Origin of the sequence: Lichenihabitans sp. Uapishka_5 (assembly GCF_033947565.1) — a bacterium.
GTDB lineage: Bacteria > Pseudomonadota > Alphaproteobacteria > Rhizobiales > Beijerinckiaceae > Lichenihabitans.
In genome coordinates this window covers 1-20,304 of the sequence record NZ_JARPVX010000052.1, presented here as the reverse complement: position 1 = coordinate 20,304, position 20,304 = coordinate 1, and the positions used below count along the sequence as shown (strand labels likewise).

Genomic DNA, 20,304 nt, shown 5'->3' with positions numbered 1-20,304 from the left:
ATCATGCCGGGTTCAGCTGTCCGGCAGGCCGGGAATCGGCACGCCAAAACTTTGCAGCACCAGCACGACGTTGAGGCCGAGCACCATTGCGGCGCCGGTGATGGCCAGGATCGTCACCAAGCGGCCGTTCACGTCGGCGCCCATCAGGTCGCGTCGCCGGGTCAACAGTACCAGGGCGATCATCGGCACCGGCAGGGCGATGCTCAGCACCACCTGGCTCATCACCAGGGCGCGGGTCGGGTCGACCCCGAGCGCCACCACCACGAAGGCTGGCACCATGGTGACCACCCGCCGCAGCCACACCGGAATGGCGATGCTGACGAAGCCCTGCATGATCATCTGGCCCGCCAGCGTACCGACAACCGAGCTCGCGAGACCCGAGGCAATCAGCGACGTCAGGAAGATCGCGGCAGCGGCGCCACCGAGCAGCGGCGTCAACGTGTGATAGGCCTGGTCGATCTCGGCCACGTCGCTGTGGCCGGCGTGAAAGGCGCTCGCCGCCATGGCGATCATGGCCATGTTGACGAGGCCGGCGGCCGTCAGCGCCGCCACCACCTCGCGGTTGGAGAACCGCACCATCAGGCTGCGGGCGCGGGGATCGTCAGTCCGGCCGCGCCGCTGCGTCAGGCCGGAATGAAGGTAAAGCGCATGCGGCATCACGGTGGCCCCGATGATGCCGACCGCGATCGTCAGCGCCGCGCCGTCCGGGATGCGCGGCACTGCGAGGCCGGTCGCGATGCCGCCCCAGTCGAGCGGCGCAATGACCATCTCGGCCAGATAACAAAGGCTGATGAGCAGCACCATGGCCCCGATGGCGAGTTCCATCGGACGGAAGCCGCCGCGGTCGGCCATCAGCACCGCGAAAGTTACGACTGCCGCGATCCCCATGCCGGCCAGCAGCGGAATGTGCAGCAGCAGGGACAGCCCGAGCGCCGCGCCAAGGAACTCGGCGAGGTCGGTCGCCATGGCGGCCACCTCGCTGATGACCCACATGGCGATCGCCACGGGCCTTGGGAACTGTTCGCGACACAGCTCCGCCAGATTGCGCCCGGTAGCGATGCCGAGCTTCGCCGACAGCGCCTGGAACAACATCGCCACGAGATTCGCCAGCAACGCCACCCAAAGCAGCGCATAGCCGTAGCGGGCGCCGGCCTGGATGTTGGTGGCGAAATTGCCCGGGTCCACATAGGCCACCGAGGCTACCATGGCCGGACCCGCGAACAGCAGGGTTGCGCCGAGGCCACGGCGACGGCCGGCCAGCACATCGGCGATGCCGGCGTTGGTGCGATCCGTCAGGAGTTGGAGCGACATGGGGCGGTGATCCGCACTCGGTGAATATAGCCATGGCTATAATGGGGTGAAATCCCGCATCGTCAAGGCGTTCGGCGCCGCTGCCCGGTAGGCGGATCGCCGCCGATGTCGTAAAAGCTTGGACCATGGCCGACCGCATCGCCGCGCTTCCTTCCCTTATGCCGCCCGGTCTCGTCGGGCCGGACGTCCATGTGGCGCGTTTCCGCCAGGCCCGGGCGGGTCGCCGCTCGGCCGTGGTGGAGGATTACGTGGAACTGATCGCCGACCTGCTCGACCACAGCGGGGCCGCGCGGCAGGTCGATATCGCGGCGCGGCTCGGGGTGGCGCAGCCGACCGTCGCCAAGATGCTGAAGCGCTTGCATGTCGACGCCCTGGTGGTGCAGACCCCGTATCGCGGCGTGGCGCTGACGGAGGCGGGGCGCTGCCTCGCGGCACGCAGCCGGGCGCGGCACCGCATTGTCGAGGACTTCCTGCTGTCGCTCGGGGTGTCGGCCGAAACCGCGCGCTGCGACGCGGAAGGCATCGAGCACCACGTCAGCCAGGAAACCCTCGACGCCCTGGCGCGCGCCTTGTGCCGCCACCACGACGGAGCCGCCCCGTGACGCCTTCGGATCTCGACGCCATCCGCGGCTGGGTCACGGCCCGCGGTCTCGCCGGCGCGAGCGAGACGGAGCTGGTGGAAGGCTTCTGCCAGCGCTGCCGGGCGGCCGGGCTGGAACTCTCGCGCGGCGCCGTGCTGATCGACACGCTGCACCCGGTCTACGAGGGGCGCATCTTTCGTTGGCGGGAAGACGGCACCGAACAACAGCCGATGCTCGAATATGGCCGCACCGGCGAGGGCGGCGAACAAGCGGAGAACTGGCAGCGCAGCGTGCATTTCCACCTGCTCGACACCGGGGGCGACGAGTTCTGCTGCCACCTCGGCCGAGAAACCTTCGACTTCTTCACCTACGACACGATGCGCGGCGACGGCGTGGTGGGCGTCGCGGCCTTTGTCCATCGCTTCGCCCAGGAGGGCAGCTTCGGCGACATGGATTGCGTGTATTCGTCCTGGACGACGCACCATCCGGAAGGCTTCGGCGAAGCCCAGATGGCGACCCTGCGGCAGTTGCTGCCATCGCTGGCCCTGGCCGTGAAATGCCGCTCGCTGGCCAGGGTGGCGGCCACGCTGGTCGAGGTCTATCTCGGCCGCGACGCCGGCAAGCGGGTGCTGAGTGGCCGCATCGCGCGGGGGGTCGCCGAGCGCATGACGACCGTGCTGTGGTTCTCGGACCTGCGCGGCTACACCACCATCACCGATACGGCGGCGCCCGAAGAGATCATCCCGCTGTTGAACGATTATTCGGCCGCCGCCATCGAGGCCATCCACGGGCATGGCGGCGACGTGCTGAAGCTGATGGGCGACGGCGTGCTGGCGATCTTCCGCGCCGAGGATCACAGCCATGCGGTCGGCTGCGCCCTGAAGGCCGTGGCCGACCTCAAGGCCGCCAAGATCGCCCTGAACCAGCGGCGGCAGGCGGAAGGGCGGCCCGTCACCTCGATCTACCTCGGCCTGCACATCGGCGAAGTGTTGTTCGGCAACATCGGCAGCGAGGAGCGGCTCGACTTCACGGTGGTGGGGCCGGCCGTCAACGAGGTGAGCCGCATCGCCTCGATGTGCCGCTCGGTCGACCGTGCCGTGGTGATCTCTTCGGCCTTTGCCGAAGCAGCCGAGCCGGCCGAGCGCGACCGCATGGTGTCGCTCGGCCGCTTCGCATTGCGCGGCGTGGGGCGGGCGCAGGAACTGTTCACGCTCGACCCGGAGCGGTGAGGCGATAGGCGGCTGGCGCGCGCTTGGCGTCTCGCTCGGGAGGCCGTTGATTGGGCTGCCCCCATCCCGCGCTGCCGCCAAGCCTCGCATCATCTGCTATGTGAGGTCGCATGGCCCGCACCCGCCCGTTGTCCCGCTTGCATATGACCGTCGCCCGGCTGCTCCGGCAGGCCTGGGTCAAGGCTGCGTTCTATTGTCTGGGAGGCATCGCGGTGGCGCTGCTCGCATGGCGGTTCCAGTTCCTCGTCCCCGAAGACTTCGCGCTCAGCGTCGGCGCCGATGCGGTCGGCAATATTTTGACCGTGCTGGCCTCCTCGATGCTGACCGTCACGACATTCTCGCTCACCGTTCTGGTCAGTGCGCTCGGCTCGGCATCGAGCGGCGTGACGCCGCGCGCCACCACGCTGTGGAGCGAGGATCGACGGGCCCATAATGCACTCGCGACCTTCATCGGCGCCTTCATGTTCTCGGTGGTGGGCATCATCGCCCTGTCGACGCACCTGTACGGATCGGGTGGGCGCCTGCTTCTGCTGGGCGCCACCGTGGTCTTGATTGGCATGATCGTCGTCACGCTGCTGCGCTGGATGCAGCAGCTCACCCGCTTCGGCCGGGTGGGCGAATCGATCCGCCTCGTCGAGGAAGCGGCGGCCCTGGCCATGCGGGGGCGGCGCGACCGCCCGCATCTCGGCGGCATCCCGCCCGATCCCCGGCACCGGCAGCCGGTGCCCGTGTTTCCCGAGCGGATCGGCTACGTCCAATATGTCGACATGGCCGCTCTGTCGCGCGCCCTCGGCGGGTCCGACGCCATGCTGGACGTTGCGGCGTTGCCCGGAACCTTTGTGCATCCGGCCTGTCCGCTGGCCTTCGTCGACGACGCCATGGGGCCCGACGCCATCGAGACCGTGCGCAAGGCCTTTCTCGTGGACGATGACCGGTCATGGGAGCAGGACCCGCGCTTCGGCCTTTCGGTTCTGGCCGAGATCGGGTCGAAGTCGCTGCCACCGACCGCGGCCGATTACGGCACGGCCATCGCGGTGATCGGCGCCGCGCTGCGGGTGCTGGCCCATTGGATGCCGGATCGCGACGACCCCGCGCCCGACCCCGAGCACCCCCGCATCCGCGTTCCCGCGCTGTCGACGGACGATATGCTCGACGATGTGTTTCACCCGCTCGCACGCGAGGGCGCAGGCCTCCTCCAGGTGCCGATGCGGTTGCAGGAGGCTTTGGCGGCGCTGGCCGCCATGGCGCCCGACCAGTTCGCGGTCCCCGCGCGGCGCTTGTCGCGTCTCGTCACCGATCATGCGGATGCGGCCCTGATCTTGCCCGGCGAGAAGGCGGCCGTGCAAAGGCTGACCCTGCGTTGAACGACGCCGGTTCCGTAACGGTTGGCCGGTGAGCGGCGTTGGCGGCAAAGGCCGAGCGGATCGGCAGGGTTCGAGCGGTTCCCCGCGTCGGGACGGCGGATTTGAAAGCAAGGGGCCGGGTGCGGCGGGCTCGTTCCAGCGTCATGGTGACGGAGACCCGAGGAGTTCACGATGGCGCGTCCCGCATCCCCTTGCCTGACCTCGACCGATCCGCGCTGGGCCCAGATCCTGGCCCGCGACAAGGCCGCGGACGGCCTGTTCTGGTACGTCGTGACGACGACCGGCATCTATTGCCGTCCGTCCTGCCCGTCGCGCAAAGCCAATCCCGCCAACGTCACCCTTCACGATACGCTGGCCGAGGCTCGCGCCACCGGCGCCAGGCCATGCCGGCGTTGCGATCCCGACGGAGGTTCGAGCGATGCGGCCAACCTGGCGCTTCTGGAGCGCGCTTGCCGGACGATCGCGGACGCCGCGCAAGCGCCAAGCCTTGCCGCCCTGGCCGATGCGGCCGGATTGAGCCCCGGCTATTTCCATCGGCTGTTCAAGGCGGCCACCGGGCTGACGCCGCGCGGATATGCGATCGCGCATCGCGACGCGCGCTTGCGCCACGCCCTGCGCGACGGCCCAAGCGTCACGGCCGCGATCTACGAAGCCGGCTTCGGCTCCAGCAGCCGCTTTTATGAGGCATCGACCGCGTTGCTCGGCACGACGCCAAGCGCCTACCGAGCCGGTGGTGTCCGCGAGCGGCTGCGCTTCGCGGTCGGCCAGTGCAGGCTCGGCGCCGTCCTCGTCGCCTCGAGCCACAAGGGCGTGGCGGCGATCCTGCTGGGCGACGACCCCGACGCCCTGGTGCGCGACCTGCAGGACCGTTTCCCCCGCGCCGAGCTGATCGGCGGCGACGACGCCTATGAGCGCATTGTCGCCCAGGTGGTCGGTTTCGTGGACGCTCCGGCCACCGGCCTGGATCTGCCGCTCGACGTGCGCGGCACCGCGTTCCAACAACGCGTGTGGTAGGCCTTGCGAGCCGTGCCGGCGGGGGCCACGGTCTACCGCGACCTGGCCCAGCGGATCGGGGCACCCGCCGCCACCCGCGCCGTCGCGGGCGCCTGTGCGGCCAATCCGATCGCGGTGGCGATCCCGTGCCATCGGGTCATCCGCAACGATGGTGCGCTGTCCGGCTATCGCTGGGGCGTGGACCGCAAGCGTCGGTTGCTCGACGCCGAAGGCTCGGCCCGAACGACCGAGCTCCCGGGGGCGGCCGTCGGCACGGGACGAGGGTGATCGCCGTTTATAGGTCTTGAACCCTCGCGGCCCTGCCGTTATACAGCCCCCATGTGGCGCGTGACCGACCGGTCCCGCGCCGCTCGTCTTTCAGGCGGGATGTCGATCGGGCGCGAGTTCCGGTTCGCGTCCGGCCCTTCGGTGTGGCGGTAGGATGGCGAATCCGTTTCAGTTCATGCAGGAGGTCCGGACGGAGGCCAACAAGGTCACCTGGCCGACCCGGCGCGAAACCATGATCACCACCGGCATGGTGCTCGTCATGGTGTTCGTGGCCTCGGCCTTCTTCGTGGCCGTGGACCAGGCGCTGCATTTCGCCGTGTCGCTCTTTCTCCGCCTCGGCCACTGAGCCGGGAGCCAGGTTCGGGATAAACCCATGCCCATGCGTTGGTACATCGTCCACGCCTACTCGAATTTCGAGAAGAAGGTGGCGGACTCGATCCGTGAAGGCGCCGCCCAGCGGAACCTGTCGGAGAAGTTCGAAGAGATCATGGTGCCGACCGAGCATTTCGTGGAGGTCAAGCGCGGCCGCAAGGTCAATTCCGAGCGCAAGTTCTTCCCCGGCTACGTGCTGGTGAAGGCCGACCTCACCGACGACGTCTACCACCTCATCAAGAACACCCCGAAGGTCACGGGCTTTCTGGGCGCCGACAACAAGCCGCAGCCGATCTCGGAAGCCGAGGCGACCCGGATCAAGGGGCAGGTCGTCGAGGGTATCGAGCGGCCGAAGTCCTCGATCCACTACGACATCGGCGAAAACGTCCGCGTGTCGGACGGGCCCTTCGCCTCCTTCAACGGCATCGTCGAGGAAGTCGACGAAGGCAAGTCGCGCCTCAAGGTGGCGGTGTCGATCTTCGGCCGCGCGACGCCGGTCGATCTGGAATTCGGGCAGGTGGAGAAGCTTGCCTGATCGTTTGGGCTTTCGACCCGAACAAAGCGCGTGGAAGGAGGGCACCGGCTCGCCAGGCCGGATCACCCCTTCGCACCACGAACTGTGCCACGCCCCACCCGGGGCCAACAGGATGAACCCACATGGCAAAGAAGATCACGGGCTACGTGAAGCTTCAGGTGCCGGCCGGTAGCGCGAATCCTTCGCCGCCGATCGGTCCCGCGCTCGGTCAGCGCGGCCTGAACATCATGGAATTTTGCAAGGCCTTCAACGCGCGTACCGCGCAGATGGAGAAGGGCTCCCCGATCCCGGTTGTCATCACGGCCTATCAGGATCGCTCCTTCACCTTCGAGATGAAGCAGCCTCCGGTGTCCCACTTCCTCAAGAAGGCCGCGGGCATCACGTCGGGGTCGAAGACCACCGGCAAGGGTGGCTTTGCGGGCCGCATCACCCGCGCCCAGATGCGCGAGATCGCCGAAAAGAAGATCGTCGACCTGAACTGTTCCTCGATCGATAGCGCCGTGGCGATGATCGAAGGCTCCGCCCGTTCCATGGGCCTCGAGGTGGTGGGCTAATCCGATGGCAAAGCAAGGCAAGCGCATCACCAAGGCCCGCGAGGCCATCGACCGGGTCAAGCTTTATGGCGTCAACGACGCCATCTCGCTGATCAAGACCAACGCGAGCGCCAAGTTCGACGAAACGGTCGAGATCGCCATGAACCTCGGCGTCGACCCCAAGCACGCCGACCAGATGGTCCGCGGCGTCGTCAACCTGCCGAACGGCACCGGCCGTACGGTTCGCGTGGCGGTGTTCGCCCGCGGCGCCAAGGCCGATGAAGCCACGGCGGCCGGCGCCGACATCGTTGGTGCCGAGGACCTGGTCGCATCCGTCCAGGGCGGCACGATCGACTTCGACCGCTGCATCGCGACGCCCGACATGATGGGCCTCGTGGGCCGTCTCGGTAAGGTGCTGGGCCCTCGCGGCCTGATGCCGAACCCGCGCGTCGGCACCGTGACCATGGACGTCGCCGGGGCCGTGAAGGCTTCCAAGGGCGGCGCCGTCGAGTTCCGCGTCGAGAAGGCCGGCATCGTGCAGGGCTCCGTCGGCAAGGCCTCGTTCGAGGGCGACAAGCTCATCGAGAACGTCAAGGCCTTCGTCGATGCGGTCAACCGCGCCAAGCCGACCGGCGCCAAGGGCACCTACCTGCAGCGCGTCACCCTGTCGTCCACCATGGGCCCGGGCGTGAAGGTCGAGCTCGCCACGGTGGCCACCCAGGGCGCCGTCGGCGCCTAAGGGTTTCACGGGACATCTGAAAAGGGCGGGGCTTCGGCTCCGCCCTTTTCACGTCTGGTCATGGGATGGTGTCCACCGCCATCGACAGCACGATCGCGACACCTATCTGGGCATCAATTTCCCGTGTAGGAGCCCGATGATGTCCGACCTGTCCGCCTTCCCGATCGCCCATCGCTGGCCCGCCCGGCATCCCGATCGGCTGCAGCTGTATTCGTTTCCGACGCCCAACGGCGTCAAGGTGTCGATCGCGCTCGAAGAAATGGGCCTGTCCTACGAGGCCCATACGGTGGACATCACCAAGAACGAGACCTGGGGGCCCGAGTTCCTCAGTCTCAATCCCAATGGCAAGATCCCGGCTATCCTCGATCCGGACGGGCCGGGGGGACAGCCGCTGGGTCTCTTCGAGTCGGGTGCCATCCTGCTCTACCTGGCCGAGAAGACCGGCCAATTGCTGCCGGTGGAGCCGGCCGCCCGCTACGAGACGATCCAGTGGGTGTTCTTTCAGATGGCGGCGATCGGCCCGATGTTCGGGCAGGTCGGGTTCTTCCACAAGTTCGCCGGGCGCACCTATGAGGACAAGCGGCCGCTCGACCGTTATGCGGCCGAATCGAAGCGCTTGTTCGGGGTCCTGGAGGAGCGGTTGCGGGACCGCCTTTGGATCATGGGCGACACCTATACGATCGCCGACATCGCGATGATCGGCTGGGTGCGGGGGTTCGTCGGCTTCTATGAAGCCGGCGATCTCGTCGATTACGCCAGCCTGAGCGCAGTGCCGGCCTGGCTCGAGCGCATGCTCGCACGCCCCGCCGTGCAGCGCGGCCTGGACATCCCGAAACGACCCTGAGCCCGCTCAGGCGCCGACCGGGAACAACATCACCAGCTTGAAGCGCTCGTGTCCGGCAATGTGCAACGTCGCCTGCTCGTAGTGCAGGATGCCGTCGGCGGGATGGTGGAAGGCGCGGGCGCCGCCCTCCCGGGCCACCACGTCCCGCGCCTGCCAGAAGCCGTCGAAGGTCGCGCTCTCGCGTCGCAGGTGCGCCACCAGAGCCGTGGTGTCCGGATCGTCCCCGAGCCGGCTCGTATCGGCGCGGAACTCGGCCACGAGGCGCCGGGCCCGCACATCCCAATCGCAGATGAAGCGTCGCGCCGCCGGGTCGCAGAACACGAAGCCGAGCAGGTTCGGCTCGCCGCCGTCCAGCCAGGGTGAGAAAAGACGCGCCGCCGCGGCATTGCGGCCGCAGAGCTGCCACAGCCGGTCGAGCCCATAGGCCGGCACGGTGGTGCTGGCCAGCACCTGGCCGAGCGCCAACGGGACGGCCTCGTCCGGCGCCGAGTCGATCTTGGGATCCTGTTTGCGCGCGAGTTCGAACAGGTAGGCACGTTCCGCGCGGCTCAACCGCAGCGCATCGCCGAGCCGGCTGAGCGCCGCGGGCGACGCCGACACATCGCGACCTTGCTCGATCCAGCTGAGCCAGGTGGGGCTGAGGCCGCAAAGGTCGGCCACCTCCTCGCGCCGCAGCCCGGGCGTGCGGCGTCGGCCCTGCGGTCGCAGGCCGAGATCCGTCGCCTTCAGGCGCTCGCGGTGGGCCCGCAGGAAAGCGCCGAGCTCACGCTGGGCATCGTCAGGCATGGTGGCGCTTATGCTAGGATAAATCAGGGTCTGGTGACGGTATAAACCGCAGTTCAGGGTGGATCCGCAAGGAGCCCGACGATGAGCGATACCCAGCATGATTACGTGGCCGGACATTACGGCCCCCGCGCATCCGCCTATGTGTCGAGCGCCGTCCATAGCGGTGGCCCCGACCTCGACCGCATCGCGGCCGTGCTGCAGGCGACGCGGCCGAACCGGGTGCTCGACCTCGGCTGCGGCGGCGGCCATGTCAGCTATACGGCGGCGCCCTTCGCAAGCGAGGTGGTGGCCTGCGACTTGACGCCCGGCATGCTGGCCGAGGTGGCCCGCACGGCCGCCACGCGCGGATTGGCCAACATCCACATCGAGCAGGCGGCGGCCGAGCGGCTGCCGTTCCCCGACGCGAGCTTCGACGCCGTGCTGTGCCGCTTCTCCCTGCACCATTGGCACGATCCGCATGCGGGCCTGCGTGAGGCGCGCCGCGTGATCAAGCCGGACGGCTTCGCCATCCTGATCGACACGGTGGCGCCAGCCCACCCGCTGCTCGACACCCATCTACAGGCCGTGGAACTGCTGCGCGACCCCTCCCATGTCCGCAACATGACGGCAGCCGAGCTGGTGAGCGGGCTCGCGGCCGCGGGCTGGGCCACGACCGCTCTGACGCCGCGTCGGATGCGCATGGACTTCGACGGCTGGACGGCCCGCACCCGCACCCCCGCGGTCTGCCGCGCCGCCTTGCTGCACCTGCAGGCGGAGGCCAGCGTCCCGGTGCGGGATTATTTCGCGATCGGCCCGGATGGCAGCTTCGACCTCGATGCGATCCTGGTCGAGGTGCGACCGGCCCCGCTCTGACGGTCGACTTCGCGCGCCGTCGCGCCATATGCCGACGGGGGTTCGACAACAGGGCCCTTGGAGGAACGCCATGCAATACCGTCCGCTCGGACGCTCGGGCCTTATGGTCTCCGCCCTCACGATGGGCACCATGACCTTTGGCGGCACCGGTCCCTTCGCCAAGGTCGGCGCGACCGACGTCGCCGGCGCGCGCCGGCAGATCGACATGTGCGTCGAGGCCGGCGTCAACCTGATCGACACGGCCGACATCTATTCGAACGGCCTGTCGGAGGAGATCACCGGCGAGGTCATGCGTGGCCGCAAAAACCTGCTGGTCGCCACCAAGGCGCGCTTTCCGATGGGCGAGGGGCCGAACAACCGCGGCCTGTCGCGCTATCACCTCGTCAATGCCTGCGAAGCGAGCCTGCGGCGGCTCGGCACCGACGTCATCGACTTGTACCAGTTGCATGAATGGGACGGCATCACGCCCGTCGAGGAAATGCTGGAAGCCCTCGACCTGCTGCAGCGCCAGGGCAAGGTGCGCTACGTCGGCTGCTCGAACTTTTCCGGCTGGCACATCATGAAGGCGCTGGGGATCGCCGAGCGCGAGCGGCTGCCGCGCTTCGTCAGCCAGCAGATCCACTACACATTGCAGGCCCGCGAGGCCGAGCAGGAGCTGGTGCCGATCTCGCTCGACCAGGGCCTCGGCATCCTGGTGTGGAGCCCCATCGCGGGCGGCCTGTTGTCGGGCAAATATCGTCGCGGCCAGCCGCAGCCGGAAGGCCGTGCGCTAAACGACTGGAAGGAGCCGCCGATCCATGATGAAGCCAAGCTCTACGATATCGTCGACGCGCTGGTGAGCGTGGCGGAACAGCGGGACGCCCCGGCCGCTCAGGTGGCTTTGGCTTGGCTGCTCGGCCGCCCTGGCGTGACATCGGTCATCATCGGGGCGCGCACCGAGGAGCAGTTGAAGGCCAACCTCGGCGCCGCCGACCTGGTGCTGTCGGAAGACGAGCGTGCGCGGCTCGACGCCGTCAGCCTGAAGCCGCTGGCCTATCCCTATTGGCACCAGGCCCAGACGGCCTCGGACCGCCTGGGAGTGGCCGACCTGACCCTGCTCGGGCCGCACCTGAAGAAGAACTGAGGAGCCCATCCGCGTTCTGCGTGGCCTCCTCTCCCTTGCGGAGAGGGGCACCTCGCAACGACACGCGGTCGATCCTGCCTTCATTCCGGGCCGCCACAGGCGGACCCGGAACCGGTGTGGATCAGCCTGCACCACCGAGGTTCCCCGGTTCCGTCGCTTCGCGCCGTCCGGAATGAGGGCTAAGGCCATCACGGCTTGGTGAGGATTCTCGCGGTCGGCCTCAGCCGCGCAACGCCGCCACATAGGCGGCCACCGCCGGCTCCCAACCCATGACGAGCGCGTCGACAGTCAATTCGTGCCCGATCGAGGCTTCGTGCAGGTCCGGCATGGCGGCGACGAGCGGCGGCAGGTTGTCGAGGTTGAGGTCGTGGCCGACGTTCACCAGCAGGCCGACGCGCTTCGCCTCGGCGGCCGTCTCGGCACAGCGTCGCAGCATGGTGTCCCGGTCGCCGCTGGTGAAGGCCTGCGCATAGGACCCCGTGTAGATCTCGATTCCGTCGGCCCCGAGCGCCGCCACGCGCTCGGGCATCGAAGGATCGGGGTCGACGAACACGATTCCCCGGGTGCCGCATGCCTTCAGCCGCGCGATGGCGTCGCGGACGATGGGCCGCTGCGCCTCATCGAGGCGCCATCCTTCTTCCGACGTGAACGTATCGGGTGCGTCCGGCACCAGCGTGCATTGTTCGGGCCGGATCGATTCCACGATCGCCATGAAGGCGGCGTCGGGGTAGCCCTCGATGTTGAACTCAAAGGCCGGGCGCCAGGGCCGCATCATCTCGGCCAAGGCCGGCACGTCGGTGCGGCGGACATGCCGCTCATCGGGGCGGGGATGCACGGTCAGCCCTTCGGCCCCGGCCTGCCGGGCGAGGCGGCCGAATGCCAGCACGTCCGGCACTCCGGTGCGGCGGGCATTGCGCAGCAGGGCGATCTTGTTGAGGTTGACGCTCAGGCGCGCCATCTCAAAACTCCTCGGCCCGGAAGGTCAGCACCAGCATATCCCGGGTGCCGGGCCGCGACGGGTCGATCGGATGCACGGGGCTGACGGCATGCAGCATGCGACGGTCGTCGATCAGGTAGCTGTCGAGCGGCTCCTGCAGCGTCGCTTCGGCCCGCGCGGCTCCGTCCTCGCCCACCACCGTGCTGGCGCCGCCGGCCACGTTGGCGCGCTCGACCATCAGGGTCAGCACGAAGTCGACGCCGTCGCGATGGGTGCCCTCGGGCGTCGGCAGGCCACCGGTGCCGGTTTGAGCCTCGATGCGGAACTGGTGCATCTCGACATGCCAGGCTGGCGCCGGCCGCACCGCCGCGAACGCGTCCGCGCAAAGCCGCAGGAGCGCCCGGTTCATCGGGTGGTCGGCGATAATATCGGTGACGGGCGCGAACACCCGGGCGATGCCGCCATTGAGCGGATTGTTGTCCCGGGTCTGGAAATGCGGCTGCGCCGGCTTGCGCCGCAGGACGCCGTCCGCGAGCGCGAAGCAGGCGAAGCGCCGCTTGCGATAGGTGCCGCCATCGGCCATGAAGCGGTCGGGCTCGAGCGCGTCCCAGCTGGCCGCGTAGCCATTCCAATCGGTGCCGCCGAGGGCTTCCGCGGCGGCCAGCATCGCCGGTCCGGGCACGAAGCCGAAGCCGTCGCGCGCGAGACGGTCCGCGATCGCCGAACTGTTGTTCGCGGTTTCGATCAGGGGACGGTGAGCAACCGACATGGGATGTGATCCTCGGGACGACGCACGATGCGTAGCGCGGCAGATAGGCAGCAGGAGCCGGCTTTGAAACCTCCTCTCGGTCTTACCCTGGGCGACGCGGCCGGCATAGGCCCGGAGATCGTGGCGCGGCTGCTGGCCGAGGGGCCCGGCTCCCCCTACGTGGTTTATGGCGACGCCGGGGCGTTGCGGCGCGGTGCGGCGGTGGCCGGGGTGGCGCTCGAGGTCGTGCCCATCCGCGATCCCGCGGACATCGCCACCGTGCCGCCCGGCGCCGTGCCGCTGATCCAGGCGGGCACGCTGCCGGCCGACCTGACGCTCGGCGCAGTGTCCGACATCGCCGGGGCTGCCGCCTATGCGGCGCTGGTGGCCGCCATCGACGACGCCCGGGCCGGCCGGATCGCCGGCATCGTGACGGCACCGATCAGCAAGGACGCCTTCCAGGCGGCCGGTATCCGGCAGCCGGGCCACACCGAGATCCTGGCCGAACGGACCGGCACCGCCGATTTCGCCATGGTGCTGGCCAACGAGGACCTGCGGGTGCTGTTGAACAGCATCCATGTGGCCCTGGCCGATGCCGTGCGCGCCGTGACCCCGGCGAACGAGCTTCGCGCCATCCGGCTGGCCGACGTTGCGGCGCGCGCCTTCGGGGTGGCGCGCCCGCGCGTCGCGGTGGCGGGCCTCAACCCCCATGCGGGCGAGAACGGATTGTTCGGCCGTGAAGAGATCGTCGTCATCGCGCCCGCGATCGCACAAGCGCGGGCGCTCGGCATCGACGCCACGGGCCCCTGGCCGGGCGACACCGTGTTCATGCGGGCACGGCGGGGCGAGTTCGACATCGTGGTGGCGCAATATCACGACCAGGGGCTCATCCCGGTCAAGTACCTCGGCGTCGATCATGGCGTGAACATCACGATCGGGCTGCCGTTTCCGCGCACCAGCCCCGACCATGGCACGGCCTTCGACATCGCCGGGCGCGGCATCGCCAGCCACCTGAGCCTGCGGGCGGCGTTCCGCCAGGCAATCGCGCTGAGCGACGGCGGACCGTCCTTGCGCTGACGGCGGCGGCCCCGCGTCGACAGGACGCGCCGATCCGGCTATCGTGGGGCTTCCCAGGAGCCGAGCCGTCGCTCGATCGAACCTCGTGATGCCGCGCCGAACCCTGGTTCCTTCCTCCCCCGTTGCGATCCCGGCGCAGCGGCATCCGACGCCGGCACCGCCGTCGCGGACCCGGGGGGTTCCGCGCAGCCGGTCCGGTCGGTCGATTTGATGCCAGCTCCCAGCGACATCGCGAAGCGGGTCTACGACCACACCTGGAAGCTCGACCCCATCATCCGGTCGCTGCTCGACACCGATTTCTACAAACTGTTGATGCTGCAGATGATCTGGGGCCTCTACCCGGACGTCGAGGCGACCTTCACGTTGCTGAACCGCAGCCGCACGGTGCGGCTGTCCGACGAGATCGAGGAAGGCGAGCTGAGGGCGCAGCTCGACCACGCCCGTTCGCTGCGCTTCAGCAAGAAGGAAATGATCTGGCTGGCCGGCAACTCGTTCCATGGCCGTCATCAGATTTTCGAACAGCGCTTCCTGCGCTGGCTGACCGATTTTCGGCTGCCCGACTACGAGCTGCGCCGTGAGGACGGGCAGTTCGTGCTGCAATTCCACGGCCGCTGGTGCGAAACCACCATGTGGGAGATCCCGGCCCTCGCGATCGTCAACGAGCTGCGTTCGCGCGCCGCCTTGAAGCAGCTCGGGCGCTTCGAGCTCGACGTGCTGTATGCCCGGGCCAAGGCGAAGCTGTGGAGCAAGGTCGAGCGCCTGCGCGAGCTGCCGGGCCTGCGCATTTCGGATTTCGGCACGCGGCGGCGCCATTCCTTTTTGTGGCAGCTTTGGTGCGTCGAAGCCCTGAAGGAGGGGCTCGGCGGCGCCTTCATCGGCTCTTCGAACGTCTTGATGGCGATGAACAACGACCTCGACGCCATCGGCACCAACGCCCACGAACTGCCGATGGTGCTGGGCGCGCTGGCACCCGACGACGCCGCGCTGCGCCAGGCGCCCTACCGGGTGTTGCAGGACTGGCAGAAATATTATGGCGGCAACCTGCTGATCGTGCTGCCCGACGCCTTCGGGTCGCAGGCGTTCCTGAAGGCCGCGCCCGACTGGGTGGCGAACTGGACCGGCGTACGGCCCGATTCTGCGCCGCCGATCGAGGGCGGCGAGGAGATCCTGCGCTGGTGGCGCGCGCGGGGCCATGATCCGAAGGAAAAGCTGCTGGTCTTCTCGGATGCGCTCGATGTCGACACGATCGAGGAAACCTTCCGCCATTTCCAGGGCCGGGTCCGCATGAGCTTTGGTTGGGGCACCAACCTGACCAACGATTTCGAGGGCTGCGCCCCCAATCCCAACACGGCCCTGAAGGCGATCTCGCTCGTTTGCAAGGTCAGCGACGCCAACGGCCACCCGGCCGTCAAGCTTGCTGACAATCCCCGCAAGGCGACCGGCGACCCCGCCGAGATCGCCCGCTACCTGCGGGTGTTCGGCGATGCCGGCCGGGTTGCTCAGGAGGTGCTGGTGTGACCGGCCGGACGCCGGGCGGCGAACACCCAGTGGCGTGACAGCCCATAGCTGCAAGCCCCGCTGAACAGCGCCGCCGCCAGTGACGCCGCAGGGGCCGAAATGCCGGTGCGGGTCGCTATGGCGGCCAGGGTCGCGGTGCCGGCCGCGCAAAGTGCCTGCGCGGCGCAATAACGGGGCAGGGCGGCCCGGTGAGCGTGACGGCCGCGAAACGTCCAGGCCTGCTGCACCACGTAGCTGACCAGCAAGGTCAGGCCATAGGCCAGCAGCGATCCGGCGAAGGGCGGCAGCGGGCTCCGCAACGCCGCATCGGTCAGCCCGAACAACAGCGCGGCGGCGCCGAGGCCCGTCACAACGAAGCGCACAGGCTCGGACGCGAGAAGCTGCTTCAGACCCTGCGGCATGGGTACGTTGTCGGGCATGGCGATCGCTCGCTTGTGCCTGAGGGATGTTACTCGATCCCGAACAAGCTATGTTAAGCGAAGCGGGGCCGGAGCGTGCCGGTTCGGCGCGTGAGAGGTGGCATGGCCGGAACCAGCGTCCTCGGGGCACCTGCCTCGACCCCCGTCCTGGCGGGGTCCGCGGCCTGTTTCGGGCTTGCCTTCGTGGCCGCAGCGTCGCCGCCCTCGCTCGGCACGGCCCTGGCCACGGTGGTGCTGGGGCTGTTGGCATTCATCGGGCTCCAGTATGCCGTGCTGGGGCAGGCGCCTCGCCCCCGTGGTTTGGTGGCCGATGCGTTGTTCCTCATCGCCATCATGGCGGGCCGTATCCCGGCGACCCTTTGGTCCGTGCCCGGCACCTGGCCCGACCTGCTGAAGGTCACGGCCATCGGGGCCGCCAGCCTTCTGTTGTGCTGCGGCGCCGCTTCGGCCGTCGCCGTGCTTCGCCTGCGCCGCCATCTGGCGCTGCGCGAAACGGCCGCGATCCTGCTGGTGCCGGTGATGTTCAACCTGATGCTGGCGCTCGGTGCGACGCCGCTCGTGCTGGGCCTCGGGCAGCGGCTGCACCTGGGGCCTGAGTGGCTCGCGACCGCGGTCGGCCGCGGCCTGCTGATCCTCGGCTTCCTGGAGATCCTTACCGGCATCCTGCGCCTGCTGGTGGCCGGCCGAATGTCGGCACCCTGGCGGGTGCACGGCGTCTTGGTGCTTGCGGCCGCCCTGTCGGCCGTGACGCCCGTGCTGGCGGGCCTGCCCGAGGTCGTGGTTAAGGTCGGCGGGCCGATGGCGACGGCGGCCGCCTTTGCGACCGCAGTGATCTGCGCCGGGCTGGCGCAATCGGGGTTGTGGGCGCTCGTCACCATGGTGACCGGGCTCACCATCGACGCCATCCATGGTACACCGCCGATCCCGTCCAACACCCGCAGCCATTGGCGCACCGGCCTTCGCAAGGGCACCGTCTATGGCGGCACCTTCATGCTGCTGCTGCTGGCCATCGACGCGCTCTACCGGGCGCCGGGCGTGGTCGATGCGATCCGCGCGCTGCCGCTCCTCGCCGGCGTCGCGATCGGCACAATCGCCTTCCCGTTGATCCAGACGGTCGTCGGCAGCGCCGACGGCGCGGCGCCCTTTTTCGGGCGCTTGGCGCGCGCTTATCGCCAGCCCCGCTTGTTCGGGCGTGGCGCCGTGGTCGGGCTCGGCGCCGCGCTGGCGCTCGGCGATGGCCTGCCGAACCAGGACGGGCTGATCCGCTTCCTGGCGCTGTTCGGCATCGGGGCGCTGGCCTATGCGGGGGTCGACCTCGTGGCCGATATCGTCGCCCGGGCGCGGCATGGCACTGTGGTGCAGGGCTGGCGTACCTATGCGCTCGGCGCCCTGCTGGGCGGCCTTGTCGGCGGCGCGGTGGGCTGGTACTTCGACGCCGCGCAGATCGGCGTCGTGCTGGCCAAGTTCTTCGCCTATGTGGACCTCGACTACGCCGGCGCCGGACGCGCCGTGCAGCCCTATGGCACCACGCCGCTGTTCAACAAGTTCGGCGCCATCGACCTTGGCTCGGTCGGCGGCGGCGTGCGGTTGTTCTTCAACGAATCGCTCGCCGGCACCATTAATTGGTCGATCGCGGCGCCGTTGTTCTCGATCAACTTCTTCGTCCTGCTGGCTATCCTCGATCGCTCGCTGACGCCGCTGAAGCGTTTGTTCAGCGCCGCCGGCTTCGAGGGGCTGGTGGAACAGGCCGTGCGGGTGCTCGGCTGGGGCCTCTGGATGGCGCCCGTCATCAACTCGTTCCTACGCCAGTCGCCCGACCCGAGCTGGTACAACCAGGACGGCGCCATCCGCACCCTGGTGGCGACCGGCGCCCAGACGATCCTTCCGGCCGGCGACTTCCGCCTGTGGAGCCTCGCGGTCTTCACCGGGCTTCTGGCCTATGACTGGCTGCGCATCCTGATCTGGTTCGACCACATGGGCCTTCGGGTCGCGACGCTGGTCAACCTCACCTTTATCGGCGGCGACCGCGTCGACGAGGCGGCGGCGCGCTTCACCGGCCATTCCGGCCGCACCCGGGTGATCCCGGAATCGATCCGCCGCTTCGCTACCTGGGCGCCGCTGATCATTCCGTTCTACATCCCGCGCGGGCGTGAATGGGACAGCGCCTGGAGCGGTGCCGAAGCGATGCGCAACAGCGCCGGCGCCATTGCGGCCCCGGTTTGGGTCGTGGCGGCGGCCTATGCGGCGGCGGCGCTCGCGGCCGGTGGGGCGGCGGTCCTCGTAGCTCGCGCTTGGCGCGGCCGGGTGGCGCCGGCCGGCCCCGGCGTGGCCGGGACACCGCGCATGCTGACGGCGGGGCGCGAAGCCTTCGGCCTCGCCAACGGGTTCATGCGCAGCGAGTTGATGGCCGATGGTCGCGGCTTCGCGGTGATCGAGGGCGCGGCGCGCGGCGGCGCCCCGATCGACCTGTCGCGCCGTCCCGAGGATGCTTTGCAGGTGATCGGGCCGTTCCTGATCGTGCAGGATGCCGGCATCCCGCAGCCCTGGAGCCTCGGCTACGAGCCGATGCAGGTGGCGGGGCCCGATTATCGCGTCACCCAGGCCGGGCCGGCGCGGCTGCGCCTGCGCAACAGCGCCCATGGGGTGGCGATCACGGCCGACATCGAGCTTGCCGAGGCGGCTTGCGTGGAGCGCTGGCAGGTGTCGGTGACGAACCACGGCCCGGAGCGCAAGCGCATCACCCTGACGAGTTTCCGCGAACTCGGCGTCCACAACCCGGGCATCTACCTGCGCGACCCGGATTTCAACGGCCTGCATGTCGAGACGACCTTCATCAAGGGTCTTAACGCCATCCTGGCCCGCAACCGCCTGCTGAAGAACAGCATCGGCGGCATGTCGCACGAGACCGTGTTCCATGCGGTGCGGCTCGACGGCACCGAGGCGCGGCTGATCGGCTATGAGGATTCCCGCACGCGCTTCCTCGGCCAGGGCGGCATCCGCCGGCCGGACGGGCTCGGCCGTTCGCGCGACATCACCGACGAGGGCGCGCTCTACACCTTTGATCCCGCCGCCAGCCTGACGGTGCGGCTCGACCTGCCGCCGAACCAGACCACCACGATGGTGTTCGTCACCGGTTGGGCCGCTGACGAGGCGGCGGCCGCCGAGCGGGTCGCGGCCGAGCTTGGCCTGGCAGTGCCGGGCGAGAGTGCCCTGCGGTCGGTGCTGTACCGGCAGCGGCGCCTGCATCCCGGCGCCCTGCCGAGGCCCGAAACCTGGCCGTTCCACTTCGAGGCCGACCACATCCTGCGCCTGACCGAGAAGACGCCGCGCCCCTGGGCCCACGTGATGGCCAACCCGGCCGGCTTCGGCACCGTGGTGTCGAACGAGGGCGAAATCCATTCCTATATGGTGAACGAGCGCCAGAACGCCCTGACGCCGTTCCGCTTCGAATCGACCCCGGCCGCCGTCCCCGGACAGCTGATCTATGTGGTGGACCTCGAAACCCATGCGGCTCACACGGCCGGCTTCGTGCCGTTCCGGCGCCCGGATGCGACCTACGACGTCACCTACGACCTTGGCTCCGCCACCTTCCGCATGCGCCACGGCGACCTCGAACTCGAATTGCTGGTCTTCGTGGTGCCGCTCGCGGCCTCCGACTGCCGCATTCTGACGATCCGCAACCATGGCGCGACGGCCAAACGCTACCGCGTGGTGCCGTATTTCGACATGGTGCTCGACCAGAACCCGGAAGACAGCGCCGGCAACCTCGACGTGGTGCGCGACGAGGCCACCGAGGCGCTGTTGTTCTCCAATCCCAAGAACGATTTTCATCGTGGCTGGGCCTTCGCGGCCACCAGCCTGACGGCGCCTTACGTCGAAACCGTGCGGATGCGCTTCATCGGTGGGCCGGGCCGCGACCTCGCCTCGCCCGTCATGGTCGAGACCGGCTTCCCCGACGGCAGCGTCGGCGACGACGGGCGGCGCGTCGCGGCCTTCTGCGGCGAGGTGGACGTGCCGGCGGGCGGCGCCACATGCCACCATTTCAGCACGTCGCC

At 68.9% G+C, this 20,304-nt stretch carries 18 protein-coding genes and 1 pseudogene; 14 read left to right on the top strand and 5 right to left on the bottom strand.

Features of this window, described 5'->3' with window-relative positions; genetic code table 11:
• Window positions 1–12 precede the first annotated feature (12 nt).
• On the bottom strand, window positions 13–1,311 hold the full coding sequence (locus tag P7D22_RS15890; RefSeq protein ID WP_319935232.1) for an Nramp family divalent metal transporter: 1,299 nt from the start codon (window positions 1,309–1,311) through the stop codon (window positions 13–15).
• Between the two features lie 125 nt (window positions 1,312–1,436).
• Between P7D22_RS15890 and mntR the strand changes: the two genes are divergently transcribed.
• The 9 genes and pseudogenes from mntR to P7D22_RS15845 all read left to right on the top strand — a co-directional run bounded on the left by mntR (window position 1,437) and on the right by P7D22_RS15845 (window position 8,789).
• Complete coding sequence (gene mntR, locus P7D22_RS15885) at window positions 1,437–1,913, top strand: manganese-binding transcriptional regulator MntR (protein WP_319935231.1); 477 nt, start codon at window positions 1,437–1,439, stop codon at window positions 1,911–1,913.
• Window positions 1,910–3,121 carry an adenylate/guanylate cyclase domain-containing protein gene (locus tag P7D22_RS15880; protein WP_319935230.1) on the top strand — a complete coding sequence of 404 codons (1,212 nt, stop codon included), beginning with the start codon at window positions 1,910–1,912 and terminating at the stop codon, window positions 3,119–3,121. The genes mntR and P7D22_RS15880 overlap by 4 nt, the downstream gene beginning before the upstream one ends.
• A 110-nt stretch (window positions 3,122–3,231) precedes the next feature.
• Window positions 3,232–4,485 carry a DUF2254 domain-containing protein gene (locus P7D22_RS15875; RefSeq protein ID WP_319935229.1) on the top strand — a complete coding sequence of 418 codons (1,254 nt, stop codon included), beginning with the start codon at window positions 3,232–3,234 and terminating at the stop codon, window positions 4,483–4,485.
• Window positions 4,486–4,656: 171 nt separating this feature from the next.
• A pseudogene (gene ada, locus P7D22_RS15870) lies at window positions 4,657–5,766 on the top strand (bifunctional DNA-binding transcriptional regulator/O6-methylguanine-DNA methyltransferase Ada).
• A gap of 154 nt (window positions 5,767–5,920) precedes the next feature.
• Window positions 5,921–6,112 carry a preprotein translocase subunit SecE gene (gene secE / locus P7D22_RS15865; protein ID WP_319935228.1) on the top strand — a complete coding sequence of 64 codons (192 nt, stop codon included), beginning with the start codon at window positions 5,921–5,923 and terminating at the stop codon, window positions 6,110–6,112.
• A 27-nt stretch (window positions 6,113–6,139) separates the two neighbouring features.
• Window positions 6,140–6,673, top strand: coding sequence for a transcription termination/antitermination protein NusG (gene nusG, locus P7D22_RS15860; protein WP_319935227.1), 534 nt, complete (start codon window positions 6,140–6,142; stop codon window positions 6,671–6,673).
• Between the two features lie 122 nt (window positions 6,674–6,795).
• Window positions 6,796–7,227: a 50S ribosomal protein L11 gene (rplK, locus tag P7D22_RS15855; RefSeq protein ID WP_319935226.1), complete on the top strand. Its 432-nt coding sequence runs from the start codon at window positions 6,796–6,798 to the stop codon at window positions 7,225–7,227.
• 4 nt (window positions 7,228–7,231) lie between these two features.
• Window positions 7,232–7,945, top strand: a complete 714-nt coding sequence (rplA, locus tag P7D22_RS15850; RefSeq protein WP_319935225.1) for a 50S ribosomal protein L1 — start codon at window positions 7,232–7,234, stop codon at window positions 7,943–7,945.
• 139 nt (window positions 7,946–8,084) lie between these two features.
• Window positions 8,085–8,789, top strand: a complete 705-nt coding sequence (locus tag P7D22_RS15845; protein ID WP_319935224.1) for a glutathione S-transferase N-terminal domain-containing protein — start codon at window positions 8,085–8,087, stop codon at window positions 8,787–8,789.
• Between the two features lie 6 nt (window positions 8,790–8,795).
• Here P7D22_RS15845 and P7D22_RS15840 read toward each other — a convergent pair whose 3' ends face one another.
• Window positions 8,796–9,575, bottom strand: a complete 780-nt coding sequence (locus tag P7D22_RS15840; RefSeq protein ID WP_319935223.1) for a helix-turn-helix transcriptional regulator — start codon at window positions 9,573–9,575, stop codon at window positions 8,796–8,798.
• An 81-nt stretch (window positions 9,576–9,656) separates the two neighbouring features.
• Between P7D22_RS15840 and P7D22_RS15835 the strand changes: the two genes are divergently transcribed.
• Together P7D22_RS15835 and P7D22_RS15830 are read left to right on the top strand one after the other, a co-directional pair.
• Window positions 9,657–10,427: a class I SAM-dependent methyltransferase gene (locus P7D22_RS15835; protein WP_319935222.1), complete on the top strand. Its 771-nt coding sequence runs from the start codon at window positions 9,657–9,659 to the stop codon at window positions 10,425–10,427.
• Window positions 10,428–10,497: 70 nt separating this feature from the next.
• The gene (locus P7D22_RS15830) at window positions 10,498–11,550 is read left to right on the top strand and encodes an aldo/keto reductase (protein WP_319935221.1); all 1,053 of its coding nucleotides are present in this window, start codon (window positions 10,498–10,500) and stop codon (window positions 11,548–11,550) included.
• A 220-nt stretch (window positions 11,551–11,770) separates the two neighbouring features.
• Here P7D22_RS15830 and P7D22_RS15825 read toward each other — a convergent pair whose 3' ends face one another.
• Window positions 11,771–12,508 (bottom strand): pyridoxine 5'-phosphate synthase, encoded by a 738-nt coding sequence (locus P7D22_RS15825; RefSeq protein WP_319935220.1) that lies wholly within the window; start codon window positions 12,506–12,508, stop codon window positions 11,771–11,773.
• A gap of 1 nt (window position 12,509) precedes the next feature.
• Window positions 12,510–13,256 carry a 2OG-Fe dioxygenase family protein gene (locus tag P7D22_RS15820; RefSeq protein ID WP_319935219.1) on the bottom strand — a complete coding sequence of 249 codons (747 nt, stop codon included), beginning with the start codon at window positions 13,254–13,256 and terminating at the stop codon, window positions 12,510–12,512.
• A gap of 63 nt (window positions 13,257–13,319) precedes the next feature.
• Here P7D22_RS15820 and pdxA point away from each other — a divergent pair, with 63 nt between their 5' ends.
• Both pdxA and pncB read left to right on the top strand, forming a co-directional pair.
• Window positions 13,320–14,312 carry a 4-hydroxythreonine-4-phosphate dehydrogenase PdxA gene (gene pdxA, locus P7D22_RS15815; RefSeq protein WP_319935218.1) on the top strand — a complete coding sequence of 331 codons (993 nt, stop codon included), beginning with the start codon at window positions 13,320–13,322 and terminating at the stop codon, window positions 14,310–14,312.
• Between the two features lie 210 nt (window positions 14,313–14,522).
• Window positions 14,523–15,830, top strand: coding sequence for a nicotinate phosphoribosyltransferase (gene pncB / locus P7D22_RS15810; protein WP_319935217.1), 1,308 nt, complete (start codon window positions 14,523–14,525; stop codon window positions 15,828–15,830).
• On the opposite strand, the gene P7D22_RS15805 is transcribed toward pncB, so the two are convergent.
• Window positions 15,812–16,249 (bottom strand): GtrA family protein, encoded by a 438-nt coding sequence (locus P7D22_RS15805; protein ID WP_319935216.1) that lies wholly within the window; start codon window positions 16,247–16,249, stop codon window positions 15,812–15,814. The two genes, pncB and P7D22_RS15805, sit on opposite strands and share 19 nt — an antisense overlap.
• 102 nt (window positions 16,250–16,351) lie before the next feature.
• On the opposite strand from P7D22_RS15805, the gene P7D22_RS15800 reads away from it, so the two are divergent.
• Window positions 16,352–20,304, top strand: a 3,953-nt coding sequence (locus P7D22_RS15800) for a glycosyl transferase family 36 (protein ID WP_319935215.1), incomplete at its 3' end; no start/stop codon positions are given.